22 protein-coding genes are annotated in these 26,280 nt (G+C 65.1%); 10 read left to right on the top strand and 12 right to left on the bottom strand.

The features are described from left to right. Positions 1-112 precede the first annotated feature (112 nt). The 4 genes from QSV46_RS09860 to QSV46_RS09845 all read left to right on the top strand — a co-directional run bounded on the left by QSV46_RS09860 (position 113) and on the right by QSV46_RS09845 (position 2,659). Positions 113-1,021: a LysR family transcriptional regulator gene (locus QSV46_RS09860; protein WP_314949767.1), complete on the top strand. Its 909-nt coding sequence runs from the start codon at positions 113-115 to the stop codon at positions 1,019-1,021. An 80-nt stretch (positions 1,022-1,101) separates the two neighbouring features. Beyond that, the gene (locus QSV46_RS09855) at positions 1,102-1,443 is read left to right on the top strand and encodes a hypothetical protein (protein WP_314949765.1); all 342 of its coding nucleotides are present in this window, start codon (positions 1,102-1,104) and stop codon (positions 1,441-1,443) included. 158 nt (positions 1,444-1,601) lie between these two features. After that, positions 1,602-1,988 (top strand): hypothetical protein, encoded by a 387-nt coding sequence (locus tag QSV46_RS09850; RefSeq protein ID WP_314949764.1) that lies wholly within the window; start codon positions 1,602-1,604, stop codon positions 1,986-1,988. Continuing rightward, positions 1,985-2,659, top strand: coding sequence for a phosphatase PAP2 family protein (locus tag QSV46_RS09845; RefSeq protein WP_314949762.1), 675 nt, complete (start codon positions 1,985-1,987; stop codon positions 2,657-2,659). Before QSV46_RS09850 ends, QSV46_RS09845 begins: the two co-directional genes overlap by 4 nt. On the opposite strand, the gene QSV46_RS09840 is transcribed toward QSV46_RS09845, so the two are convergent. From QSV46_RS09840 to hpaR, 12 genes are all read right to left on the bottom strand, one after another. Continuing rightward, entirely contained in the window at positions 2,634-3,848 is a 1,215-nt protein-coding gene (locus QSV46_RS09840) for an acyl-CoA dehydrogenase family protein (protein WP_314949759.1), read from the bottom strand. The genes QSV46_RS09845 and QSV46_RS09840 overlap by 26 nt on opposite strands. A gap of 161 nt (positions 3,849-4,009) precedes the next feature. Then, positions 4,010-5,221, bottom strand: a complete 1,212-nt coding sequence (locus QSV46_RS09835) for an ABC transporter substrate-binding protein (protein ID WP_314949757.1) — start codon at positions 5,219-5,221, stop codon at positions 4,010-4,012. A gap of 67 nt (positions 5,222-5,288) precedes the next feature. Beyond that, the gene (locus QSV46_RS09830) at positions 5,289-6,848 is read right to left on the bottom strand and encodes an FAD-dependent oxidoreductase (RefSeq protein ID WP_314949756.1); all 1,560 of its coding nucleotides are present in this window, start codon (positions 6,846-6,848) and stop codon (positions 5,289-5,291) included. 26 nt (positions 6,849-6,874) lie between these two features. Beyond that, entirely contained in the window at positions 6,875-7,501 is a 627-nt protein-coding gene (gene folE, locus QSV46_RS09825) for a GTP cyclohydrolase I FolE (RefSeq protein ID WP_314949755.1), read from the bottom strand. 136 nt (positions 7,502-7,637) lie between these two features. Further along, entirely contained in the window at positions 7,638-8,528 is an 891-nt protein-coding gene (locus QSV46_RS09820; RefSeq protein ID WP_314949754.1) for an alpha/beta hydrolase, read from the bottom strand. Positions 8,529-8,646: 118 nt separating this feature from the next. Next, a complete protein-coding gene (locus QSV46_RS09815) occupies positions 8,647-9,474 on the bottom strand; it encodes an HD domain-containing protein (RefSeq protein WP_314949751.1) in 828 nt (275 codons plus the stop codon). Positions 9,475-9,717: 243 nt separating this feature from the next. Then, positions 9,718-10,596 (bottom strand): transglutaminase family protein, encoded by an 879-nt coding sequence (locus QSV46_RS09810; protein WP_314949750.1) that lies wholly within the window; start codon positions 10,594-10,596, stop codon positions 9,718-9,720. Beyond that, positions 10,593-13,118: a circularly permuted type 2 ATP-grasp protein gene (locus tag QSV46_RS09805; RefSeq protein ID WP_314949749.1), complete on the bottom strand. Its 2,526-nt coding sequence runs from the start codon at positions 13,116-13,118 to the stop codon at positions 10,593-10,595. The genes QSV46_RS09810 and QSV46_RS09805 overlap by 4 nt, the downstream gene beginning before the upstream one ends. 27 nt (positions 13,119-13,145) lie before the next feature. Next, positions 13,146-16,415: a transglutaminase family protein gene (locus tag QSV46_RS09800; protein ID WP_314949746.1), complete on the bottom strand. Its 3,270-nt coding sequence runs from the start codon at positions 16,413-16,415 to the stop codon at positions 13,146-13,148. A gap of 207 nt (positions 16,416-16,622) precedes the next feature. Then, on the bottom strand, positions 16,623-18,146 hold the full coding sequence (locus tag QSV46_RS09795; RefSeq protein WP_314949745.1) for an altronate dehydratase family protein: 1,524 nt from the start codon (positions 18,144-18,146) through the stop codon (positions 16,623-16,625). Between the two features lie 154 nt (positions 18,147-18,300). Continuing rightward, positions 18,301-19,077 carry an HpcH/HpaI aldolase family protein gene (locus QSV46_RS09790; RefSeq protein WP_314949743.1) on the bottom strand — a complete coding sequence of 259 codons (777 nt, stop codon included), beginning with the start codon at positions 19,075-19,077 and terminating at the stop codon, positions 18,301-18,303. A gap of 167 nt (positions 19,078-19,244) precedes the next feature. Continuing rightward, complete coding sequence (gene hpaR, locus QSV46_RS09785; protein WP_314949741.1) at positions 19,245-19,763, bottom strand: homoprotocatechuate degradation operon regulator HpaR; 519 nt, start codon at positions 19,761-19,763, stop codon at positions 19,245-19,247. 110 nt (positions 19,764-19,873) lie between these two features. Here hpaR and hpaH point away from each other — a divergent pair, with 110 nt between their 5' ends. The 6 genes from hpaH (at position 19,874) to QSV46_RS09755 (ending at position 26,278) form a co-directional block, all read left to right on the top strand. Then, entirely contained in the window at positions 19,874-20,680 is an 807-nt protein-coding gene (gene hpaH / locus QSV46_RS09780; RefSeq protein WP_314949739.1) for a 2-oxo-hept-4-ene-1,7-dioate hydratase, read from the top strand. Positions 20,681-20,710: 30 nt separating this feature from the next. Next, on the top strand, positions 20,711-21,109 hold the full coding sequence (locus tag QSV46_RS09775; protein ID WP_314949737.1) for a 5-carboxymethyl-2-hydroxymuconate Delta-isomerase: 399 nt from the start codon (positions 20,711-20,713) through the stop codon (positions 21,107-21,109). Then, entirely contained in the window at positions 21,102-22,640 is a 1,539-nt protein-coding gene (gene hpaE, locus QSV46_RS09770; protein ID WP_314949736.1) for a 5-carboxymethyl-2-hydroxymuconate semialdehyde dehydrogenase, read from the top strand. Before QSV46_RS09775 ends, hpaE begins: the two co-directional genes overlap by 8 nt. A gap of 126 nt (positions 22,641-22,766) precedes the next feature. Next, positions 22,767-23,750: a 3,4-dihydroxyphenylacetate 2,3-dioxygenase gene (gene hpaD / locus QSV46_RS09765; RefSeq protein ID WP_314949735.1), complete on the top strand. Its 984-nt coding sequence runs from the start codon at positions 22,767-22,769 to the stop codon at positions 23,748-23,750. Between the two features lie 3 nt (positions 23,751-23,753). Beyond that, the gene (locus tag QSV46_RS09760; RefSeq protein ID WP_314949734.1) at positions 23,754-24,623 is read left to right on the top strand and encodes a fumarylacetoacetate hydrolase family protein; all 870 of its coding nucleotides are present in this window, start codon (positions 23,754-23,756) and stop codon (positions 24,621-24,623) included. Positions 24,624-24,649: 26 nt separating this feature from the next. Then, positions 24,650-26,278, top strand: coding sequence for a thiamine pyrophosphate-dependent enzyme (locus tag QSV46_RS09755; protein WP_314949732.1), 1,629 nt, complete (start codon positions 24,650-24,652; stop codon positions 26,276-26,278). Positions 26,279-26,280: the final 2 nt, after the last annotated feature.

Here is a 26,280-nt window from a genome sequence, read left to right as displayed (position 1 = left end):
AGCGCGCCCAAGCCGGCGCTGTTCACGGCAGCACATAGAGCCCCGGGCGGCGTTCGATTAGCCGATCTAATTCGCTTGCATTAATCGATGAGCGCCATGAATAGTAACGGCCATGGCAAGCCAGGATTTCAATGATCTTTTGGCCTTCTTGGCCGTCGCCCGCGAGCGCAGCTTCACGAAGGCCGCCGCGAAACTCGGCGTCGTGCAGTCGACCCTCAGTCATACGATCAAGCGCCTGGAATCGCAGATGGGCCTGCGGCTGCTGACGCGCACCACCCGAAGCGTCGGCCTGACCGAGGCGGGCGAGCGGCTTCAGCGATCGGTCGCACCCCGCCTTGAGGAGATCGAGCGCGATATCGCGGCCCTGATGTCGTTGCGCGACCAGCCGTCGGGCACCATCCGGATGACGCTCTCGGACCACGCTCTCGAAAAAGCCGTCTGGCCGAAGCTGTCGTCCGTTCTGAAGAAGTATCCCGACATCAAGCTCGAGTTCAGCCTCGACACGGCCTTCCGGAACATCGTCAAGGACGGCTTCGATGCGGGCATCCGCCTCGGGGAGAGCGTCGAGAAAGACATGATCGCGGTGCGGATAGGCCCGGATTGGCGGCTCGTCGCGGTCGCCTCGCCTGCCTATCTGAAGGAGCATCCCAGGCCCAGGCACCCGCAAGATCTCGTCAGGCACGTCTGCATCAAGCGGCGCGAGGCGGCCGGCGGTCATTATGTCTGGGAGTTCGCTAAGAACGGTCCTGACCTCAGGGTCCGCGTCGAGGGGCAGCTGACCTTCAACGATTCTCGCGCCATGATCGACGCCGCGGTCAAAGGCTTCGGCATCGCCTATGTCCCCGAAGACATGGTGACGCGGCACATCAGGGCCGGTGAGCTCGTCGTCGTGCTCGACGACTGGTCGCCAAAATTCGAGGGCTACTACATCTATTATCCGACCTCGCGGCAGAACTCGGCTGCGTTCAAGGTGATCGTCGATGCGCTACGCCATCGCCAAACGCGGAGAACCCGCGGCTAGAACGTTCTTCGAACGAGATGAACATCGGCTCGCGCGAATAAAGCGCGGGAAAAATCAGGTCTCTAGTATCTGGTGCCGGATTGGTCGACGAATATGCGGACACGGCCGACGTCCTCGGCTTCGCGATAACGGCTCAATTGCTCCCGGAGCTCGGGACCCGCGTTGGCCCAGGCCAGCCAGTCGAACCGGAACGTGCTCAGCAGGTAGGTATCCACGAGAATGACGCTGGGATGACCGCTTCGCAGGTCGGCCGGCAGATGCTGTCGCTCGAATGCGATGTTGCCATCCAGCTTGGCCTGCTCGCCTTCCTGGGCTGCGCGCTGTTTAGCGCGGCATCGGGGCCGGCCCTCCAGCAGCTGCGCCCCGCAGGAGCGGCCGACGAGCTTCCTCTTTCTAACGGACAAGCCGCTGCCGGAGGCTGAATGATCGGCATCGTGAGCAAACAGGAATCTATGGAAACAAATTGTTCACCAAGAGAACAAATTGCATCTAGCATCCGATGCAACCGCACAGTACGGATGTAACCTCCGGATGTGACTGGCGGACGTTGCACGTCTGTCGTGGAATTTGGAAGTTTGGAATGTTTCGTGCGTGGAGCTACGATCGAGCTACCGCCTCACCCGATCGCATTGGACCGTCGACAGGTCTGCGGATCACCGCCTCAAGTGCACAAGGACACGGCGGCACGTACCATCAGTGGATTGAGATGTGCTGCTGGTTGATCGGCATTACGGCATGCGGTCTCGCGGTATCTCTGATTTTGACGCTGGGTGTCGCCATCGAAGCCCACAGCCTTGCTGTATCCATAGCGCTGATGGCGTTTTTCATCTTCATCTACATTTTCTATGGGACGTGGCGTCCTGCACCTATTCTCTCGAATATAAGCGGCGCAGTGGCCATCTTTTCCTCTCAATTGGAATGGCTGGAATTATGGGCCTGGTTGGCTTGCGATGCCACTTGCCCTTGATCGACGATACTCTTGCAAAGATCGATCGCTCCCTGGCGATCGATCTCCCGTCGACTACAGCATGGTTCGCAGATCACCCTACGCTGTCACATCTGCTTTGGATCGCCTACGGCAGTTCCTTCGTACAGTTGTTCGGACTCGTCGTGTTTCTCGCAGTTCTGCGCCGCGAAGACAAGCTTTGGGAACTGGTCTTTGTCTGCAGTCTGACAATCTTTGTCTCGGCTGCGTTCTCGATCGTATGGCCTGCGATTGGCGCCTTTGCTTATTTCGATTATTCGACCGATATTCTGCAGAGGCTGCCACCCGGCTCGGGCACGTATCATCTCGCGAAGTTCGACTACTTTAGAAGCGGTTCGTCACCCGTGATATCGTTCGCCAGCCTGCAAGGGGTCGTGACCTTTCCATCATTTCATTGCTGCCTCGCGCTTATGACGATATTCGCTGCAGTCGGAATCCGCTGGTTGTTCTGGACCCTCACAGTCTGGAACGCGCTCGTGGTGATATCGACTGTTCCGATCGGGGGACACTACGTCATCGATCTGGCAGGCGGCGGACTGCTGTGGCTGATCGGGGTCACTTTGGCGATCACACTCAGCCGATTGGGGCGCAGGGAACGCCGCCTCGTGACCGACCGCGGCAACGGCCCTACCCCATCAGCCCACCCCGCTTGATCAGCTCCTTGCCCACCGCCGCGAGATGCACCTGATCCGGGCCGTCGCCGATGCGGATGAAGCGGGCGTAGACATAGGCGCGGGCCAGAAAAGTATCCTGCGAGACGCCGGCGGCGCCGTGGATCTGGATGGCGCGGTCGATGACGCGGGCGGCCATGCTGGGCACCACGATCTTGGCGGCCGCGATCAGGTCGCGCGCGGCCTTGTTGCCCTCGCGGTCCATCCTGTCAGCCGCCTGCAGCGTCAACAGCCGGGCCGGCGCGATCTCGCAGAAGGAGTTCGCGATGTCCTCGCGCACCGAGCCCTGCTCGGCCAGCGGCTTGCCGAAGGCGACACGGGAGACCGCGCGTTGGCACATCAGCTCGAGCGCGCGCTGGGCGCAGCCGATCAGGCGCATGCAATGATGGATGCGGCCGGGGCCGAGCCGGCCTTGCGCGATCTCGAAGCCGCGGCCCTCGCCGAGCAGGATGTTCTCGGCCGGCACACGCACGTTCTCGTAGACGATCTCGGGGTGGCCGACCGGCGCGTCGTCATAACCATAGGTGAGCATGTCACGGACGATGCGCACCCCTGGCGTCGCCTTCGGCACCAGGATCATGGATTGCTGGCGATGGCGATCGGGATGGTCGGGCGCGGTCTTGCCCATCACGATCAGGATCTCGCAATCCTCGTTCATCGCGCCCGATGTGAACCATTTGCGGCCGTTGATGACGTAGCTGTCGCCATCGCGTTTGATCTCGCACTGGATGTTGGTGGCATCGCTGGAGGCCACCTGCGGCTCGGTCATCGAGAAGCCGGAGCGAATGCGTCCCTCCAATAGCGGTTTCAGCCAGCGCTCCTGCTGCGCCGGCGTGCCGTAGTTCGCCAGCACCTCCATGTTGCCGACGTCGGGCGCCGAGCAATTGAACACCTCGGACGCCCAGAGGATGCGGCCCATGATCTCCTTCACGGGCGCGTATTCGAGATTGGTGAGGCCTGGACCGTGCTCACCTGACAGGAACAGGTTCCAGAGCCCCTGCTCGCGTGCCAGGCGCTTCAGGTCCTGCAAGACGGCCGGCGTCCTGTAGCGCGCCGCTTCCGGCTTCACCTGCTCATAATAGAGCTCCTCGACCGGCTCGACATGCGCCCGCATGAACTGGCGGACGCGCTCCTGCAGCTCCAGCGAGCGGGCGGAGTGTTGAAAGTCCATGGGGGTCTCCTGTTCGCAACATCAGGGGTCGTCATGCCCGGGCCTGTCCCGGGCATCCACGTTCTTTCGTGCCAGGGGCAACACGTGGATGGCCGGGACAAGCCCGGCCATGACGATGTGGAGACATCGGCGTCTCCAAAGCGGCCGCTCGCGCTATCCCCTCACGTCCCGCGCAGCAGCTCGCTCGCCACAACCCAGTCGTTGCCGTCGAACTGCAGCATGTAGCCGTCCTTGATCGGGCGGAAATCCTGCGGTGTGGTGTTGAGCGTGATGCCGGGCATCAGCAGCGACAGCGGCACGTTCTTCAGGTTCGCCGCCTGCGCCATGATGTTCTCGCGGGTCAGATTGTCCTTGCACTGCTTGAGCAGGACCACCAGCGCCTCGGCCACGGTGTAGCCGTAGAGGCCGGCGACATTGTTGACGTCGGCATTGGGCAGTCGGCGCTTCATGAAGTCGATATAGGCCGACATCGCCGGATCGTCCTTCGGCGCCTCGACGAACGGCTTGAGCGAGCCGAGCGACAGCACGCCCTTGCCGGCATCGAGGCCCGCCGGCACCATCACGGTCGCCTTGTTGGCGCAGCCGCTGGCGAGGAAGCGCGTCGGCTGCCAGCCGACCTCGTGGGCTTTCCGGATCGCCTGGGCGCAGGCGCGCGGCGTCACCGAATAGATCATGAAGACGTCGGCCTTGGTGCTCGCGAGCGTCAGCACCTGGGAATCGACGGTGGGATCGGCGACCTCGAAGCTCGACGCCATCGCGATCGCCTTGTCTGCATCGGCACCAAGTGCTTCCTTGACGCCGCGCAGATATTCCTTGCCGGCGTCGTCGTTCTGGTAGAGCACCGCAAAGCGCGCATTCGGGTTCTTGGCGCGGGCATAGGCGACGTCGATCGCGGCCTCGCTGGTGTAGTTCGGCGCCCAGGGCAGCGCCATCGACCACGGCATGTTGGCGGGATCGTTCCATTTCGAGGCCGAGCTGATCAGAAAGAGCTGCGGCACCTTGTTGCTGTTGAGGTACTTTGCGATCGCCGAGCTCGGCGCGGTGCCCATGGTCGCGAAGATGAAGGCGACGCCATCGCCTTCGACCAGCCGCCGCGCCGCTTCCATGGTCTTCGGCGGCGAGAAGGCGTCGTCGAGCGACAACAGGTTGAGCTTGCGGCCGTTGACGCCGCCCTTCTCGTTGATCTCGTCGAAATAGGCGGCAATGACCCTGCCGGTGATCCCGAGCAGCGAGGCCGGGCCGCTATAGGGCATGGTGTTGCCGATCTTGATCTCGGTATCGCTGACGCCGGGACCGTAGGATTTTTGCGCGGAGACGGGTGTGGGCAGACAGGCGGCAGCCAGGGCTGCAGCCAGGACCAAAGCGGCTTTCATGGTTTCTCCCCGATGATGATCGTCCGCGCGAGGCATGCGCGCGTGCTGCTTTTGTCAGCGCGTCAGATCAGCGGAGTTCCGCAGGATGGTCTTGCGTCGAGTTGCTGGTCAGCGACCGCTCCATTTCGAGCTCGGCCTTGAGATTGTCCAGATCGCGATAAATTGAGGCAACGGCAAGCACGCGCCCGCCCTTGCGGTACTTCAGCAGGCAGTCCTTGCCGTTGATGCTGCCGTCGACCGCGATGTCGTCGAAGCTCTCGGCGTGGCCGACATAGTTGATCGGCACGTCATAATGCTGCGACCAGAAGAACGGCACGGCGTCGAAGCGTTCGCGCTTGCCGAGCATGTTGCGCGCCGCGGTTTGGCCTTGCCGCTCCGCCACGACCCAGTGCTCTACGCGAATGGTTTGCCGCGAATGCGGATCGGGCCAACGCGCGATGTCGCCGGCAGCGAAAATGCCGGCGACGCTGGTCTCGAGATATTCGCTCACGCTGACCCCACGATCCGCCGCAAGCCCCGCCTGCTCGGCGAGCGTGAGGCGCGGCTTGACGCCGATGCCGACCACGACGAGGTCGGCATCGATCACGCTGCCGCTCTTCAACGTGGCGCGCGTGCCGTCGAGCTTCTCGACCGTATCCTTGAGATGGAAGTTCACGCCATTGTCTTCGTGGAGCGCGCGAACGAAGTCACCCATCTCCGCCCCCAGCAGGCGCTGCATCGGCCGCTCCTCCGGCGCAACCACATGCACTTCGAGCTTGCGCGCCCGCAAGGACGCTGCGACCTCGAGGCCGATGAAGCTGGCGCCGATCACCAGCACGCGCTTGGCGGTGCCCGCCGCCTTGATAATGGCGCGGCTGTCGGCAACGGAACGCAAGGTGTGGACGTGCGGCTGATCGGCGCCCGGAATTTGCAATTTCACCGGCTCGGCGCCGGTCGCCAGCAGCAGCCGGTCGAACGGCAGCTTGTCGCCATTGCCCAATGTCACGCTGCGTGATTTCGCATCGATCGCGGCGACGTTCGTGTTGAGCCTGAGATCGATGCCGGCGTCCTGATAATAGTCCTCGCCCCGCAGCGGCAGCCAATCCTCCGGGGCGTTGCCCGCGAGGTAATCCTTGGAGAGGTTTGGCCGGTCGACCGGCATCGCGCCGTCATTGCTGAGCATGGTGATGGCGCCGGCAAAGCCCTCGCGCCGGAGCGTCTCGGCTGCCGCAAAGCCGGCCGCGCCGCCGCCGACGATGACGAATTTTTCGGGCATCGGCGCGGTGCGATGGGCTGCCGACGGCTTTGGCGCCTCGCGCTTGCGCTGAACGACGATATTGTCGCGATCGCGCGAGACCTCCCACACCGCCAGCGTGTTCAGCGCCGGCGGGCGCGTGGCTTCACCGGACCGCAAGGAGAAGCAGGCGTGATGCCAGGGACAGCGGATGGTGTCGCCAACCACAAGGCCTTCGGCGAGCGGGCCGTGATAATGGCTGCACGCCGGCTCGATCGCGAAGATCTCGCTGCCGGCCTGCACCAGCAGCACATCCTCCGCGCCGACATGGCCGAGCAGCTTGCCGTCCTTGAACGCGGTCAGTGGCACACCTTGGCTCAGGTCGGGACCGCTCGGCTTCCTGTCCTCTGTCATGGCGTCTTCTCCTCGGCTAGCGCGGATCAATCGTCCGAATTGGCGAGCCCCAGAAGTTCCTGGCGTGTCAGCGCATTGTCGCGGAACACGCCGAGCATGCGGCTGGTGACGAGATCGGTCCCCGGCTTGTGCGCGCCGCGCGTGGTCATGCAGTGATGCGTTGCCTTGATGATGACACCGACGCCTTCGGGCTTCAGCACTTCGTTGATGGTATTGGCGATCTGCGCCGTCATCTTTTCCTGGATTTGGAGACGTTTCGCGTAGACGTCGACCACGCGCGCAAGCTTGCTGATTCCGACGACGCGCCCCTGCGGGATATAGGCGACCCAGGCGCGGCCGACGATGGGCGCCATATGGTGCTCGCAATGGCTCTCGAAGCGAACGCCGCGCAGCACGATCATCTCGTCATAGCCTTCGATCTCCTCGAAGGTCTTTTGCAGGATTTCGGTCGGATCCTGCGCGTATCCGGAAAAATACTCCTCGAAGGCACGTGCGACCCGGTCCGGCGTGTCGCGTAAGCCGTCGCGCGCAGGATCATCGCCAGCCCAGCGGATCATGGTCCGGATCGCCTGCTCGACCTCCGTCTTGTCAGGCCGTTCGACCGGCGCCTGCGCCACCGCGACGCGCTCCAGCTTGCGCACTTGTGACTTCATCCAGATCCTCCCCTGCAACGAGCCGCAACACAGAGGCGGCCCCACAGCTTGGACGGCTGCAGTCGCAAAAGGTTCCCGGGATCAGGAAAAATCGGAAGAACGGCAGACAAGTCAGCCGCGAGACATGAAACTGGCTCTAAGAGGCCGCTTTTCGCACGTCGAGCACGGCCTCTGCCCATTCGGCCGGCCGCTCCTGCGGCAGATTGTGGCCGGCGCCGGCGAAGACGCGCCGCTCGAAGCTGCCGTCGAACCTGTGCGCGTGATGGGCGGTGCCGGGATTGACGCCGTCGCTGTCGCCGTCGATCGCGATGGTCGGGACGCGGACCTGTGGCTGGCTTGCGAGCTTCGCCTCGATGGCGGCATAGGCGGGGTCGCCTTCGACCAACGCGTAGCGGTGGCAATAGGAGTGGATCACGACATCGACGAAGTCAGGGTTGTCGAACGACGCCGCGCTCGCCTCGAACGTCGCATCGTCGAACGCCCATGTCGGCGACCACATCGACCAGAGCTGGCGGGCGAAACCGCGCCGGTTGCGCTCCAGCGCGCGGCGGCCGCGCTCGTTGTGGAAGAGATACTGGTACCAGAGCGCCGCTTCCTCCGGCGGCGAGGCCGGCTCCATGGAACGGGCGATGTTCTGGATGTTGTAGGAATTGCCGGAGACGAGGCCGATCACGCGCTCCGGATAGAGCACCGAGACGACACAGGCGGCGCGCCCGCCCCAGTCATAACCGCCGACGACCGCGCGTTCGATGCCGAGCGCGTCCATGAAGGCGAGGAGATCGGCGCCAAGCGCCGCCTGCTCACCCGACCGCAGCCTCTTCGCGGAGCGAAAACGCGTGGGCCCATAGCCGCGCAGCCACGGCACCAGCACCCGCGCGCCCGCTTGCGCAAGGATCGGCGCAGTCTCGGCATAGGCGTTCACGTCGTAGGGAAAGCCGTGCCCCATGATGCAGGGCCAGCCGTCGGAAGCGCCGTATTCGCGATAGGCGATGTCGAGAACGTCCGTGCTGACGGTTTTTTGTTGCATGATCTGCTCGCGGATTTGCGGCCTCGTAGCCCGCAGGGAGCGAAGCGGAATGCGGGAGTGCAGGCATCCGCGAATCCCGGATTGCGCTGCGCTCCATCCGGGCTACGAGATCGAGGACTTATTTCTGCGGTCCCGACAGCGAGATCTCGCGCTCGGCACGGAACACGTTGCTGTAGAGGTTGGCGATCCACTGCCGGCCGATCTCGGTCTTGTTGAGATAGCCGATCTCGGTCTGGATGTGCGGTGCGACGCTGTTCCAGTAGAACTGTGGATAGCGGTTTACGATGTCGGCCGGGGAATCATAGCCAAGCTGGCGGTTGATGCCGACCTCTTCGAATTCGTAATAGAGCGCGTTGGCCTTGCGCAGATAGTTGGGATCGCCGAGCTGGCCGATGAAGTCGGCGGCGCGCAGGATCGAGGCCTCGTCGTCGTATTCCTGTCCCTCGCGAGCCGGGAACCGCGTGCCCTCGATGGCGCGCGCGACCCGCTCGGAGTCGAGGCCATGGATCGGCGGCAATCGCCGCCGCACGAACAGTTTCGAGCGATCAACGTGATACATCATCAGACTGGCGTCGGACGCGCCGCGCGGCAGCGCCACCTTGGTGCCGGCTTCGTCGATGATAAAGCCGTCTTCGTCATCCTCGGGAAACAGGCCGCGGACATAGCCGATGTCGTGCGCGAGACAGGCGATCAGGATATGGAGGTAGTCCTCCGCCGCAAGATGCGCATGCAGATTACGTCCCGTGAGGATGGCCTGAGCGGCCAAAGTCACCAGCATCGTGTGCTCGATATTGTGGTAGAGCGCGTCGCTGTTGCCGATACATTCCATCGCGGTGCGCGTCGAGCCCTCCAGCACCCGGGCGGACGGCTCGTCGTACCTGCGGCGCATGAACGAGCCCAGCATCTTCTCCAGGGTTTCCGCCGCCAGTCTCGGTAACGTCATCATGGATGCAGCCCCGTTTGATGCAGCCCCGTTTGATGCAGCCCCGTTTGATGCAGCCCCGCTTGTCGGTGGTGTCCCACGTCAACTCCCGACGTCTCATTCTCGTCCTCGACGCAACCGCCAGCATAGCCCATCTTGGGCCAAGTGACCAAACCCGGGTACGAAATTACGGAAATATGTTGCGGTTGTGCTCTGCGGCATCACGGTTGCCGTAGCGCCGCTATGCACCCCGGGGCGGCGAGAGCCTCATTCCGCCAGCACGACGTCCACGGCGACACCGAGCTTTTGTTTCGGCGAGCCGACGATGATGCCATCGACCGGCGAGACGTCGGAAAAATCGCGGCCGACCGCGAGCACGATATGGTCGTTGGTGACGAGGAGATCGTTGGTCGGATCGAAATCGACCCAGCCAAGCTCGGCCCCGCACCACAGCGAAACCCAGGCGTGGGTGGCGTCGGCGCCTTGCAGGCGCGGCTGGCCGGCCGGCGGAATGGTGCGCAAATAACCGCTGACATAGGCCGCCGGAAGTCCGAGCCCGCGCAGCCCCGCGATCATCACATGGGCAAAGTCCTGGCACACGCCGTGACGCTTGTCGAAGACCTCGTTGAGCGGCGTCGAGATGACGGTGGCCTTGGGGTCGTAGCGAAACTCGGTGCGGATGCGGTGCATCAGATCGACCGCGCCGGCAAGGATGTCCACGCCGGACGCAAAGCTCGCGGCTGCGTAAGCGCTGACCGGACGCAGCACCGGCACCAGCGGGCTTGCAAAGACATAGCCGACCGGCGAGGACGGCCCGAGGCTCGTCGCTTCGAACGCGATGTCGCGGACGCTCTCCCAGGACGGGCTGGCGGCATCGCGCGCCGGCGGCTGGCGCGACACCGAGACGCGCGAGCGGGAGTCGATGCGCAAATTGCGATGCGCCGCTTCAATCACGATGCTCTCGGTCAGCGTGCCGAAAAAATCGCGCCGGACATTGCGTTCGGCCGGGCGCGGACGAATCTCGACATGGTGCGAGATCAGCTCCTGGCCATGGCCGCTCTTCGGCTCCAGCCGCAGCGTGCAGCGGGCGAAGCTGACCGGGCTCTCGTATTCGTAAGTCGTGACGTGCCGGATGTCGTAGATCACGCCAGCCCCGTCAGCTTTTCCGGCCGGCTGGCATTGGGACCATGCGGAAAGTAGTGCAGCCCGATCGCCTCGGCGAGGCTGAGCAGATCCTGCTCCAGCGCGAACAGCGTCTTGACCTCGAGCTTCTCGGCCTCGGCGGTGGCCAGCATCGCCTGCACCGCAACCGCCAGCCGCTGCGGCTGCTCGATCAGGCCGTGCTCCTTCAGGCTCGGCAGCGCCGCGATGTGCTCGTTCAGCGTCGCCACCTGGAATGCGACCGAGCGCGGATTGTAGCTGTCGAGCACCGCGAGATCGCGCACAGGCGCGAGGATCGGGGCCAGCAGATAGCGCGAGCGGTAGGTGATCTGGGAATCCACCAGCGTCAGCAGGATGTCGAGATCCTCATCGCCGGCCTCGTCATAGGCGAACTGCCGCGCAAAGCGCGTGGTGCTGATGGCGCGCTCGGTGCGGCGGCCGATATCGAGGAAGCGCCAACCGGCGGCGCGGTTCATGTTCTCCTGCGCCAGCCCTGCAAAGCTCGCGAGCTCCTGCAGGGTCAGCTCGGCCGCGCTCACGACGCTGTCGTCGTCCTCGACCTCCCAGGCGAGGCGCTCGGCCATCTCGGTGATGACCTGCCAGGCATCGGGCGACAGCCGCTCGCGCAAGGATGTCGCCGTGCGCTGCGCCGCCCGCACCAGCGACAGCGCCGAGCCGAAACGCTCCGGGCTCTGCAGCGCTTCGGCGACGATGCGCCCCGGTGCTGCGCGCGAGGTCTGCGAGATCGCGCCCCAGGCGACGAGCAGGCGCTGAATCCGGTCTGCCGATTGCATCGAGGCCGCGGTGCCCTTGTTCGGCCCGCTCGGCGAGCCCAGCGCGCGCACCAGCCGCAGCGTCGCCTCGGCGCGTTCGAGATAGCGGCCGAGCCAGAACAGATTGTCGGCGGCGCGGCTCGGCAGCACGCCGGCGATGCGGCGAATGCGCACCTTGTCGGTCGCCGGCAGCAGCGTCGCCGTCGCGACCTTCTTGTCCGAGACGACCCAGACGTCGGCGGCGCGGGCGCCGTCGCCCATCGAGACCGCGCGCGCGTCGGCCTGCTCGGCAATCCGACAGAAGCCGCCGGGCATGATGGCCCAGCCGTTGGGGGTCGCGGCCGCGAACACGCGCAGCACGAACGGGCGGGGCGTGATCTGCCCCTGCTCCCACACCGGCATGGTCGAGAGCCGCACCACTTCCTGGCCGACATAGTCCATGCCGCGCGCGGCAATGGCCTCGGTCAAGCGCTGGCGCCCGCTCGCGTCGAGTTCGCTCGCGAGCACCGGACCATTGCTGTCGAAGCCGGGAACGCCGCGTCCGTAGGCGCCCTCGATCGCGACCTCGTCGAGCCGCGACAGCACCTCGTCGCGCGCGTTGCGCTGGCCGCACCACCAGGTCGCGATGTGCGGCATCTTCAGCTCTTCGCCGAGCAGACGACGGCTGAGCGCCGGCAGGAAGCCGAGCATCGCCCTCGCCTCCAGCACGCCGGAGCCCGGCATGTTGGCGACGACGACGCCGTCCTTGCGAAGCACGTCGATCAGGCCGGGTACGCCGAGATGCGAGGACGCATCGAGCTCGAGCGGATCGAGCGAGTTGGAATCGACGCGGCGCAAGAGCACGTCGAGGCGCTTGAGGCCCGCAACGGTGCGGATATGAACGCGGTTGTCGCTGACGGCGAGATCGTCGCCCTCGACCAGCAGGAAACCGAGATAGCGCGCCAGCGTCGCGTGCTCGAAATAGGTTTCGCTGAAACTGCCCGGCGTGAGCACGCCAATGCGCGGCTCGTCGCGGTCGGCGCGCGCGCGCAGGCTGTCGCGGAACGCCTCGAAGAACGGCGCGACGCGCGGGACGTTCATCGACTTGTAGAGATCGGAGAAGGCGCGCGAGAGAACCAGGCGGTTCTCCAGCGCGTAGCCCGCGCCTGATGGCGCCTGGGTGCGGTCGCCGAGCACCCACCAGCGGCCGTCGGGCCCGCGGCCGACATCGGCGGCATAGAGCGAGAGATAGCGCCCCCCCGGCGGCGGCACGCCGCAGACGGGACGCAGATATTCGGGGCTGCCGGCGATCGCGGCCGCGGGCAGCGCGCCTTCGGCGACCAGCCGGCCCTCGCCATAAATATCGCGCAGCACGAGTTCGAGCAGCTGGGCGCGCTGGGTGATGCCGGCAGAAAGCTGCTTCCAGTCGGCCTCGTCGATCAGCAGCGGCAGATGGCTGATCGACCATGGCCGGTCGGCGCTGTCGCCGGGCGCGCGGTAGGTGACGCCGGCCTCGCGCAAATGGCGGTCGGCCATGCCGAACCGCCGCTCGATCTCGTCCGGCGCGAGCGCGCCGAAGGCGTCGAAGAAGCGGTTCCAGACTGCGCGGGGAGCGCCGTCGGGCCCCAGGAACTCGTCGGGAATGCCGGGCAGGCGGCTATAGTCGCGGACCCATCGCGCGAGACGGCGCCGGGCTTCACGCTGATCTTGCGGCCTGCCCGCGTTGTCGTCCTGTTCGGCCGCGCCCTCGCCCATGCGCCTCTCCCTGCCCACCCCTCATACTCATTGCAGGACCGGAGTGCGCAAGTCGAGGGTCAGCGGAAACTCATTTGTGCGTTCCTCGGGCGGCGGCTGCATCGGGCCGGGCGTGTGGCCGTGGTCCTGGAAGCGCGCCAGCCGCCGCGCCTCGGCCTCATACGTGTTGACAGGCTTGGTGTCGTAGCTGCGCCCGCCCGGATGGGCGACGTGGTAGACGAAGCCGCCGAGCGAGCGGCCGTTCCAGGTGTCGATCAGGTCGAAGGTCAAGGGCGCGTGAACGGGGATGGTCGGATGCAGGCCGGAGGCGGGCTGCCAGGCCTTGAAGCGGACGCCGGCCACGGCCTCGCCCGAGCGCCCCGTGGAGGTCATCGGCAGGCGGCGGCCGTTGCAGCTGACGATGTGGCGGCCTTCGACGAAACCCTCCGCCTTGACCTGGAGCCGTTCGACCGAACTGTCGACATAGCGCACGGTCCCGCCGGCCGAGCCCTCCTCGCCCAGCACGTGCCAGGGCTCCAGCGCCTGGCGCAGCTCCAGCGTCACGCCGCCATGATGGACGCGGCCGAAGGCGGGGAAGCGGAATTCGAGCTGCGCCAGATACCATTCTGTCTCGAACGGATAACCGGAGCTCTTCAGCTCCGAGAGCACGTCCTGAAAATCTTCCCAGATGAAATGCGGCAGCATGTAGCGGTCATGCAGCGCCGTGCCCCAGCGCACGAACTTGCCCTGCTGCGGCTCGCGCCAGAATTTTGCGATCAGCGCGCGGATCAGCAGCTGCTGCGCCAGCGACATGCGCGGATCCGGCGGCATTTCGAGCGCGCGGAATTCGACCAGGCCGAGCCGCCCCGTGGTGCCGTCGGGCGAATAGAGCTTGTCGATGCAGATCTCGGCACGGTGAGTGTTGCCGGTGATGTCGACGAGCAGATGCCGGAACAGCCGGTCCACCAGCCATAGCGGCGCCTGGATGCCGGGCGGCGGCACGTGCGAGAGCGCGACCTCGAGCTCGTAGATGCTGTCGTGGCGGGCCTCGTCGATCCGCGGCGCCTGGCTGGTCGGCCCGATGAACAGGCCGGAGAAGAAATAGGATAGCGCCGGATGGCGCTGCCAGTACAGCACGAGGCTCTTGAGCAGATCGGGCCGCCGCAGGAATGGCGAGTCCTGCGGTGAGGAGCCGCCGACCACGACATGATTGCCTCCGCCGGTGCCGGTGTGGCGGCCGTCGACGAGAAAACGGTTGGCGCCGAGGCGTGTCTTGCCGGCGTCCTCATAGAGCCCGGCGGTGATGTCGACCGCCTCGCGCCAGTTCCTTGCCGGTTGGACGTTGACCTCGATCACGCCGGGGTCTGGCGTCACCTTGATGACGTCGACGCGCGGATCGAATGGCGGCGGGTAGCCCTCGACATGGACCTGGAGCTGCATCTCCTCGGCGGTCGCTTCGAGCGCCGCGATCATCTCGAGATAATCCTCGATTTGCTCGACCGGCGGCATGAAGGCGCAGAGCACGCCGTCGCGGACCTCGACCGACATCGCGGTGCGGACCGGGACGGAGGTGTTGAGTTGCTCGGGCTCGAGCCGCTCCGGCGATTCCGGACGCGCCGGAAGGCTGAATACCGGCAGCTTGCCGCGGGCCTCCATCGGATCCCGCTCGACGATGTAGGGATATTGGTCGGGCGGGACGTAGCCGAGCGAATCGAGCGGCAAGCGCAGGCCGAGCGGCGAATCGCCCGGCATCAGGAACAGATGACTGCGCCGCAGCTGCCAGCGCTCGCTGCGCCAGCGCGGCGGCGCATTCCAGCGCTGCACCGGCAGCACGAAGCCGCGAGGGTTGTTGAGCCCCTGCTCGAACACCCGCGCCATCCGCGCGCGGGCCTCCGGATCGGACAATTTGGAATCGGACGGATCGACGTTGACGGGAAGCTCGGCCTCCTTCTGAAGCCAGTACGCGGTGTCCTCAAAGGCCGGCATGATGTAGCCGGGATCGAGCCCGAGCCGCAGCGCCGCGCCCTCCACGAACGCCTTGGCGTCCTTGGCCTGCGCCGGCCGCGGATTTTCGATGCTGGCAATGAGGTCGGCATTCTTCCAGATCGGCACGCCGTCCTTGCGCCAGTACAGGCCAAACGCCCAGCGCGGCAGGCTCTCGCCGGGATACCATTTGCCCTGACCGAAATGCAGCAGGCCACCCGGCCCGAAACGCGCGCGCAGGCGGCGGATCAGATCGTCGGCGAGCCCGCGCTTGGTCGGACCGACGGCGTCCGTATTCCACTCGGCTCCTTCGAGATCATCGACGGAGACGAAGGTCGGCTCGCCGCCCATGGTCAGACGCACGTCCTGCGCCGCAAGATCCCGGTCGACCTGCTCGCCAAGATCGTTGAGCCGCGTCCAGGATTCGTCCGAGAACGGCTTTGTGATGCGCGGCGCCTCGCGGATGCGCTTGACGCTCATGTCGAACTCGAACTCGACTTCCGCAAAACCGGCGCCGCCCGAGATCGGCGCCGCGGAGCGGTAGTGCGGCGTGGCGGCGACCGGGATGTGCCCCTCGCCCGCGAGCATGCCGGAGGTCGCGTCGAATCCGATCCAGCCTGCACCCGGCAGATAGACCTCGGCCCAGGCGTGCAGATCGGTAAAATCGTTCTCCACTTCCGGCGGTCCCTCGATCGGATCGATGTCGGGACGGATCTGGATCAAATAGCCGGAGACGAAGCGGGCGGCGAGCCCGAGATGGCGCAGCGTCTGGATCAGGAGCCAGGCGGAGTCGCGGCACGAGCCGGCGCCAGAGGAGAGCGTCTCCTCCGGCGTCTGCACGCCGGGCTCCATGCGGATGATGTAGCGGACGTGCTTCTGAAGCTCGCGATTGAGATCGACCAGGAAGTTGACGGTGTTCGGCGCTTCATGAGGGATCGAGTCGAGAAATTTCGCGAACAGGCGATCGGCCTTGATGGTCTCGAGATAAGGTGCGAGCTCCGTCTTCAGGTCCTTGGTATACTCGAACGGAAAGCTGTCGGCATAGGGCTCGACGAAGAAGTCGAACGGGTTGACCACGGTCATCTGCGCCGTGAAGTCGACTTCGATCTTCAACTCGGTGGTCTTCTCCGGGAAGACGTAACGCGCCACCCAATTGCCCAGCGGATCCTGCTGCCAGTTCACGAAATGGTTTGATGGCGTGACCTTGAGCGAATAGCTCAGGACCGGCGTGCGCGTATGCGGCGCCGGCCGCAGCCGGATGGTCTGCGGGCCGAGATCGATCGGGCGGTCGTATTTGTAATGCGTGACGTGGTGTAATGCGACGTAGATCGACACGGGGTGCGGTGCTCCAGCAGCTTTTTTGAGCAGAACACCGCTGGTGATCGCGATCAAGCATTAACAACGGGCAGAGGCTGCCTACGGCAGAAGCGGTGGGTTTTACATGTCGTCATTCCGGGATGGTCCGAAGGACCAGACCTCAGGTGCGCAATTGCGCACCGGAGTTCGATGCTTCGCATCGCCCCGGAATGACGGCAGCAGATCTCACATCGTCGCGCCCAGCACCCAGGGTGCGAACTCGGCGCCGCCGAAATCGAAACTTTCACTCTTGGTCCGCTGGCCGGAGGCGGTCTTCAGGATGAGCTCGAAGATGCGCTGGCCGCATTGCTCGACGCTCTCCTCGCCTTCGAGGATGGTGCCGCAATTGACGTCCATATCCTCTTCCATGCGCTTGTACATGGGCGTGTTGGTGGCGAGCTTGATCGAGGGCGCCGGCTTGCAGCCGAACACGCTGCCGCGGCCGGTAGTGAAGCAGACGAGGTTGGCGCCGCCGGCGACCTGACCGGTCGCAGCGACCGGGTCGTAGCCGGGCGTGTCCATGAATACGAAGCCACGCTTGGTCACCGGCTCGGCGTAACGCAGGACATCAACGAGATTGGTGGTGCCGGCCTTGGCCATCGCGCCGAGCGATTTCTCCAGAATGGTGGTGAGGCCGCCGGCCTTGTTGCCGGGGCTCGGATTGGCGTTCATTTCGGCGCCTTCACGCTCGGTGTACTCATCCCACCAGCGCATGAGATCGACCAGCTTCTCGCCGACTTCGCGGCTGACGGCGCGGCGCGTCAGCAGATGCTCGGCGCCGTACGTCTCCGGCGTCTCCGACAGGATGACGGTGCCGCCGTGACGCACGACGAGATCGCTGGCCACGCCAAGCGCCGGATTGGCCGAGACGCCGGAATAGCCGTCCGAGCCGCCGCATTGCAGCGCCACGGTGAGTTCGCTTACCGGCACGGACTCGCGCTTGACCTTGTTGGAATCCGCGAGCGCCTCGCGCACGAAGGCAATGCCTGCCTCCACCGTCTTGCGGGTGCCGCCGACCTCCTGGATGTCCATCGCGCGCAGCCGGCCCGCGAGCTTCTGCTCTTCCATCAGGCCGCCGATCTGGTTCACCTCGCAGCCGAGGCCGAGCACGATGACGTGGGAGAAATTGACGTGCCGCGCGTAGCCGCCGAGCGTGCGGCGGAGCAGCGCCAACGGCTCGTTCTGCGTCATGCCGCAGCCGGTCTTGTGGGTCAGCGCGACCACGCCGTCGACGTTGGGGAAATCGGCCAGCGGATTGTCGCCGGTGAAGGGATTCTTCTTGAAGACGTCGGCGACCAGGCTCGCGACATGGGCGCTGCAATTCACCGAGGTGAGGATGCCGATATAGTTGCGCGTCGCGACGCGGCCGTCCGGGCGACGGATGCCCTCGAAGGTCGCCGGCAGGTCGAAGTTCGGCGTCGGCTTGACGTCGGCGCAATAGGCATAGTCCTTGGCGAAATCGCCCATGCCGCAATTCTGCGTGTGCACGTGCTGGCCCGGCGCGATCGGCACCGTCGCAAAGCCGATGATCTGGCCGTAGCGCTTCACAGCTTCGCCGACCGCGATCGGCTTGATCGCGACCTTGTGGCCGGAAGGAATGCGCTCGACCGTGGTCACGCCGTCGGCCACCACTGTTCCCGGCGGCAGGCTCGCGCGCGCGATCAGCACGCCATCATCGGGATGCAGGCGGATGACGGGACTGATGGTCATGGGTGGTCTCCTTGGGTCTTCAAAGTATCGTGCCCCGGACGCTGCGCAGCGTGAAGCGGTGCGCTGCAGATCCGGGGCCCATCCGTAATGTTAGTTACTGGGTCCCGGCTCTGCGGAGCGGCACTGCGTGCCGCACCGCGTCCGGGACACGAGATCAGGCCTTGCCGCCAGCATCCTTGCGGGTCGCATTCACCTGCATCTTGGCGTAGGTGGTCATCAGGCCGACCTCGTTCGACAGTGTGACGAGCTTGAAGCCCATGTTGATGGCACGCGCCGCGCCCTCCGCGCCGCTGCAATGGATGCCCGGGTTGAGGCCGCGCTTGCCGCATTCCTTGATGATCTTCTCATAGATCGCGAGGATCTCGGGCTCGGTGCGATCGAGCTTCGGCTCGAGGCCGTAGGAGAAGCCGAGATCGGACGGGCCGATATAGACGCCGTCGATGCCCTCGACGTCGAAGATCGCTTCCATGTTCTCGACCGCGGTCTTCGTCTCCATCATCGGCAGCAGAACGATGTCGTCGTTGGCCGTCTTCTGGTAGGAGCCCGCGGTGCCGTACATGCCGGCGCGGATCGGGCCGTTGGAGCGCACGCCCTTCGGCGGGTACTTGGAATAGGAGACGAGGTTCCTGGCTTCCTGCGGCGTGTTGACCATCGGGCAGATCACGCCATAGGCGCCGCCGTCGAGCACCTTGCCGATGATGCCCGGCTCGTTCCAGGGCACGCGGACCATCGGCGTGATCGGATGCTTGTCCATCGCCTGGAAGCACTGCACCATCGACAGATAGTCCTGCACGCCGTGCTGCATGTCGACCGTGACGCTGTCGAAGCCGCATTGCGCGATCATCTCGGCCGAGAAGCCGGAGGGAATCGCGAGCCACGCGTTGACCACGGCCTTGCCCGACTTCCAGATTTCTTTGACTTTGTTCGCCACGTTGCCTTCCTTCTTCATTGTTTCGACGGTCGTCACCATGACGAGCGCTGCGACAGGGCGACCCTGACTACCGGTGCCGATTTTGGGCGGGTCGGCTTAGGGGCACTTTGAGCGAAAAAACGCGGCCATGTCCATCGCTCTCGCCGCGCGCCCCCGCATATCTGGGTTCACTCCTCGGCTATTGCCTCGGCGGAGACGCCAAGTTCGGCGAGACTCTTTTCGAGCTCGCCGAGCATCTCCTGCAGTTCGGCGAGCTTGCGTGCGCCAAAGCGTCGCGTGATCTCCGCGTAGATCGCTTCCGACGTCGGCGCCACGGAGGCCATCAGCTTCACGCCCTCTTTCGAGATCGAGACCATGCTGCGGCGCTGGTCCGCCTTGGCGGTCTTGCGCTCGATCAGGTTGCGCGCCTCGAGATCGCGCAAGATGCGGGACAGGCTCGGGCCGAGCAGAAACGCCGTGCGCGCGAGTTCCGTGACCTCGGCCGCCTCGATGGCCGCCAGCGCACGAAGGATGCGCCATTGCTGCTCGGTCAATCCGTGCTCACGCAGCGAGGGGCGAAACTGCCGCATCACCGCCTCGCGTGCCCGCAGCAGGGACATCGGCAGCGAGCGCGAGAAGTCGCGCATCGGCACCTGCCGTGCGGCGGGCTCGCCTCCGTTCGCGGGATCAGCCGGTCTCTTCGTCATGATGCCTTCAGACCCCAAAACGTTTGCAGTGCAGCAAGCCCGAATTGTGATTGACGCATTCACTTAACATGTTAAGTATCTCCCTGGCACCACGATTTGCAAGATATCAAATGGCGCTTTCCAACGACGATATCCGAGCTTGCGCAAGGCGTCTGCACGAGGCGGAGAAGACCCGCGTGCAGATCCGGCAGCTCTCGCAGGATTTCCCTGACATCACCATCGCCGATGCCTACGCGATTCAGAAGGCCTGGGTCGACGTCAAGATCGCCGAGGGGCGCATCGTCAAAGGTCACAAGATCGGCCTGACCTCGAAGGCGATGCAGAGCGCGCTTGATATCGACGAACCGGATTCCGGCGTGCTGCTCGAAGACATGTTCTTTGCCGATGGCGGCCTCGTCCCGACCGGGCGCTTCATCGCGACACGTGTGGAGGCCGAGCTCGCCTTCGTCATGAGCAAGCGGCTCTCCGGGCCTGATTGCACCCTGTTCGACGTCCTCAACGCCACCGACTTCGTGGTGCCGGCGCTGGAGATTCTGGATACGCGGATCGAGCGCGTCGATCCCGAAACCAAGGCGACGCGAAAGATCTTCGACACCATCGCCGACAACGCCGCGAATGCCGGCATCGTTCTTGGCGGGCGGCCGATCCGTCCGCTCGACGCGGACCTGCGTTGGATCGGCGCGCTCTGTTTCAGGAACGGCCAGTTGGAAGAAACGGGCCTCGCCGCCGGCGTGCTCAATCATCCCGCGACCGCTGTCGCCTGGCTCGCCAACAAGATCGCGCCGCACGGGCTTGCGCTGGAGCCCGGACAGGTCGTGCTCGCGGGGTCCTTCATCCGTCCGATCGAGACCCGCAAGGGCGACACAATTCAAGCCGACTATGGCGCCTACGGCTCGGTGAGCTGCTACTTCGCCTAGGCGGACAAGAAGACAGGGAGTGAAACCGCGATGCCGCATTTCACCATCGAATATTCGGCCAATCTCGATGGCCGTCTCGACATGGGCCTGTTGTGCGAGGTGGTGCGCAAGGCGGCGGTCGAGACCGGCATCTTCCCGCTCGGCGGCATCCGCGTCCGCGCGATCAAATGTGAGCACTACGCGATCGCCGATAACAGGCAGGATTACGGCTTTCTCGACATGGTGCTGCGCATCGGCGAGGGCCGTGACCTTCCCACGCGCCAGAAAGCCGGCGAGCACATCTTCCAGGCGCTTTCAAAACATCTCGATCCCGTCTTCGCCGCCAGCAAGTTCGCCCTGTCGTTCGACATGCAGATCAACGACAAGGACACCAGCTGGAAACGCAACAACATCCACGACGCATTGAAAGTGGAAGCTGCCCATGGATAAGCCCACGCCGAAAGCCGATCTGTTCCAGGCCAACCGCGACCGCGTCGCGCCGCTGCTGAAGCAGCTGCGCGCCGACGGCATCGGCCACATGATCGACGGCAAGATCGTCGCCTCGATCTCCGGCGAGACCTTCGAGACCAAGTCGCCGGTCGATGGCGCTGTGCTGGCGAGCGTTGCCCGCGGCAGTGCCGAGGATATCGACCGTGCAGCCACTGCCGCTGCCCTCGCCTTCAAGTCCTGGCGCGATATGGGACCGGCGATGCGGAAGAAGCTGCTGCACCGGGTCGCCGACGCCATCGAAGACAACGCCGACGACATCGCCGTGCTCGAATGCGTCGATACCGGTCAGGCCTATCGCTTTATGGCCAAGGCCGCGATCCGCGCCGCCGAGAATTTCCGCTTCTTCGCCGACAAATGCGCGGAAGCCCGCGACGGCCAGAACACGCCGAGCGACGAGCACTGGAACGTCTCGACCCGCGTGCCGATCGGCCCCGTCGGCGTGATCACGCCGTGGAATACGCCCTTCATGCTCTCGACCTGGAAGATCGCCCCTGCCCTCGCCGCAGGCTGCACCGTCGTGCACAAGCCGGCCGAATGGTCGCCGGTGACCGCCGCCGTTCTGGCAAGGCTCGTCAAGGAAGCCGGTGTGCCCGACGGCGTGCTCAACACCGTGCACGGCTTCGGTGAAGAGGCGGGCAAGGCGCTGACCGAACATCCCGCGATCGAGGCGATCGGCTTCGTCGGCGAGAGTGCGACGGGATCGGCGATCATGATCCAGGGCGCGCCCACGTTGAAGCGCGTGCATTTCGAGCTTGGCGGCAAGAACCCGGTGATCGTGTTCGACGATGCCGATCTCGACCGCGCGCTCGATGCCGTCGTCTTCATGATCTACTCGCTCAATGGCGAGCGCTGCACCTCCTCCAGCCGCCTGCTGATTCAGCAAGGCATCGCGGAAAAATTCGTGGAGAAGCTGACCGCACGCGTGAAGGCGCTGAAGGTCGGCCATCCCCTCGATCCCGCAACCGAAATCGGGCCGCTGATCCATGAGCGGCACCTCGCAAAGGTCTGCTCCTATTTCGACGTTGCCCGCCAGGACGGCGCGACGATCGCGGTGGGCGGCAAGGCCTATGACGGCCCCGGCGGCGGCCACTATGTCGAGCCGACGCTGGTGACCGGCGCGCATGGCAAGATGCGCGTGGCGCAGGAGGAGGTGTTCGGCCCCTTCCTCACCGTGCTGCCCTTTAAAGACGAAGCGGAGGCGATCGAGATCGCCAACGACATCCGCTATGGCCTCACCGGCTATGTCTGGACCAACGACGTCGGCCGGAGCTTACGCGTCGCCGACGCGCTGGAGGCCGGCATGATCTGGCTGAACTCGGAGAACGTCCGCCATCTGCCGACGCCGTTCGGCGGCATGAAGGCCTCCGGCATCGGCCGCGACGGCGGCGACTATTCGTTCGACTTCTACATGGAAACCAAGCACGTCTCGCTGGCGCGGGGCACGCACAAGATTCAGAAACTGGGGATTTAGAACCACCGTCGTTCCGGGGCAACGGGACCGCGCAAGCGCGGCCCGGAGAACCCGGAACCTCAAGATTCCGGGTTCGGTCCGAACGGACCGCCCCGGAATGACGGGGGCCTTCCGAGGGGAAACACCATGCCCGTACCGCAACACATCTTCGAGCCGCCCTTCAACATCATCCGCTCCAGCCACGTCGTGCTCGATGTGACCGACCTGAAGCTCAGCCGCGAGTTTTATGAGACCACCGTCGGCCTGCATGTCGAGGACGCCGACGACAAGGTCGTGTACCTGCGCGCCGCCGAGGAGCACCAGCATCACTCGCTGGTGCTGCGGAAAGCTGCCGCGCCCGCCTGTAACAGGCTCGGCTTCAAGGTCGGCAACGACGGGGATCTCGACAAGGCGGCCGCGTTTCTTTCCGAGAGCGGCCTTTCCTATGCTTTCGTCGACCAGCCGTTCCAGGGCCGCACGCTGCAGTTCACCGATCCCTTCGGCTTCCAGATCGAGCTCTACGCCGCGATGGACCGGCGGCCGCACCTGCTCCGCCGCTATGATCTCTACAGGGGTTGCCACCCGCAGCGGCTCGATCATTTCAACGTGTTCGCCGCCGAGGTGCAGGACACCGTGGAGTTCTACGCGCGGCTCGGCTTTCGTCTCACCGAATATGCCGAAGAGGACGGACCGAACGGCCGCATCGCCGCAGCCTGGATGCAACGCAAGGGCAATGTCCACGATTTTGCGATCACCAACGGCAAGGGCCCGCGCCTGCACCACTTCGCCTACTGGACGCCGACCGCGATGAACATCATCCATCTCTGCGACGTGATGGCTTCGCAAGGATTCGTGAAGAACATCGAGCGCGGCCCCGGGCGCCACGGCATCTCGAACGCATTCTTCCTCTACGTCCGCGATCCCGATGGACACCGCCTGGAGCTCTACACCAGCGACTATTTTACCGGCGATCACGACCACGAGCCGCTGCGCTGGTCGCTGCGCGATCCGCGCCGCCAGACGCTGTGGGGCGCACCTGCCCCGCGCTCATGGTTCGAGCAGGGCTCGCCCTTCGCGGGGCAGACCGTGCGCGAGCCGAAATTCGTGGCCGACGTGCTGGTGGCGGATTAAGCGATGAAGCTCCCTCGCCTCGCCACCTATTCCGTCAAGGGTGAGACTCGCTACGGCGCCGTCCTGGAGGGCGGCATCGTCGATCTCTCCCCGCACCACGCCAAGAACTATCCGACGTTGCGCGAAGTGATCGCGGCCGGACAACTCGTAAACCTTGCCGAGGAAGCCGCCGGCCGCAAGCCGGATCATGCGCTTGGTGGCGTCACCTGGCTGCCATCGGTGCCCGCGCCGGAAAAGATCATCTGCATCGGCGTCAACTATCCCGACCGCAACGCCGAGTACAAGGATGGCGAGGACGCGCCGAAATATCCGAGCATGTTCATGCGCTCGCCGCGCTCCTTCGTCGGCCACGACACGCCACTGGTTCGCCCGCGCGCCTCCGCGCAGCTCGACTATGAGGGCGAGATCGTGCTGGTGATCGGCAAGTCCGGCCGCCACATTGCAGAGAGCGCCGCGCTCGACCACATCGCTGCGCTGACGCTCTGCAACGAGGGCTCGGTGCGCGACTGGCTGCGCCACGCCAAATTCAACGTGACGCAGGGCAAGAACTTCGATTCCAGCGGCAGCCTCGGACCTTGGCTCGTGCCTTATACGCAAGAATCGCAGATCGCCGACATCCGCCTCACCACGCATGTCAACGGCGAACTCAGGCAGGACGACCGCACCAGCCGACTGATGTTCCCGTTCCGCACTCTCATCAGCTATATCTCGACCTTCGCAACACTGGTCCCCGGCGACATCATCGTCACGGGCACGCCGACCGGCGCCGGTGCGCGGTTCGATCCACCGCGCTATCTGAAGCCCGGCGATATTATCGAGGTCGAGGCCGAGGGCATCGGGCGCTTGCGCAACGGTGTCGTCGACGAAGCCTGAGACAACAATGGAAGTGGAATAGTGCAATGACCACGCTCACCGGCGGCGAAGCGATCGTAAGCGGCCTTGTCGCCCACGGCGTCGACACCGTGTTCGGCCTGCCCGGCGCGCAGGTCTACGGCCTGTTCGACGCCTTCCACCAGGCCCAGCTCAAGGTGATCGGCGCGCGGCACGAGCAGGCCTGCGGCTACATGGCGTTCGGCTATGCGCGGTCCAGCGGCAGGCCCGGCGTGTTCAGCGTGGTGCCCGGCCCCGGGGTGCTCAATGCCAGCGCGGCGCTGCTCACCGCCTTCGGCTGCAACGAGCCGGTGCTGTGCGTCACCGGCCAGGTGCCGACGCAGTTTCTCGGCAAGGGCCGCGGCCATCTGCACGAGATGCCGGACCAGCTTGCGACCTTGCGCACCTATGTGAAATGGGCCGACCGCATCGAATATCCCGGCAACGCGCCGACCACCGTCGCGCGCGCCTTCCAGGAGATGATGTCCGGACGACGGGGCCCTGCCTCGGTCGAGATGCCCTGGGACATCTTCACCCAGCGCGCCGACACGGCGGCGGCGCAGGTGCTGGAGCCACTGCCCGCGCCGAGGCCCGATCCTGACATGATCAAGCAGGCCGCCGCGCTGATCAGGACCAGCAAGGCGCCGATGATCTTCGTCGGCAGCGGGGCGATCGAGGCACGCGAGGAGATCCTCGAACTCGCCGAGATGATCGACGCGCCCGTGGTCGCGTTCCGCAGTGGCCGCGGCATCGTCTCCAACCGGCACGAGCTCGGGCTGACCATGGCCGCGGCGTACAAGCTGTGGCCGAACACCGATTTGATGATCGCAATCGGCACGCGCGCGGAGCTGCCGGCATCGGGGTTCCGCTGGCCGTATCAGCCGAAGGGGCTGAAATCCATTCGTATCGATATCGACCCGGCCGAAATGCGCCGGCTCGCCTCAGATGTCGCCATCGTCGCCGACGCCAAGGCCGGCACCGCCGAGTTCGTCACAGCCGTGACGAAGGCCGGCTATGCGAGGACGAGTGGCCGGCGCGGCGACATCCGCGAGGCCGCCGCGACGGCGCAAGCCGAGATCCAGCGCATCCAGCCGCAGATGGCCTATCTCACTATCTTGCGCGAGGTGCTGCCGGCGAACGCGATTGTGACGGACGAGCTGTCGCAGTTCGGCTTCGCCTCCTGGTACGGCTTTCCGGTCTATGAGCCGCGCACCTTCATCACCTCAGGCTATCAGGGCACCCTCGGCTCGGGCTTTCCGACCGCGCTCGGCGCCAAGGTGGCGAATCCCGACAAGCCGGTCGTCGCGATCACCGGCGACGGCGGCTTCATGTTCGGCGTGCAGGAGCTTGCCACCGCCGTGCAGTTCAACATCGGCGTGGTGACGCTGGTGTTCAACAACAACGCCTATGGCAACGTCCGCCGCGACCAGCGCGAGCGCTTTGACGGCCGCGTGGTGGCATCCGATCTGGTCAATCCGGATTTCGTCGAGCTGGCAGAATCCTTTGGCGTTGCGGCTGCGCGCGTGACCGCGCCGGATCAGTTCAAGGCCGCGATGGAGAAGGCGCTCGCGCATGGCGAGCCGTATCTGATTTCGGTGGAGGTGACGCGGGATTCGGAAGTCAGCCCGTGGGCGTTCATTCACCCGCCGAAGCCTTGAAC

It is taken from the genome of Bradyrhizobium cosmicum, from assembly GCF_032290525.1.
GTDB lineage: Bacteria > Pseudomonadota > Alphaproteobacteria > Rhizobiales > Xanthobacteraceae > Bradyrhizobium > Bradyrhizobium cosmicum_A.
Note: the sequence above shows the minus strand (reverse complement) of the source record. Positions and strands in the feature narration are given on the sequence as shown.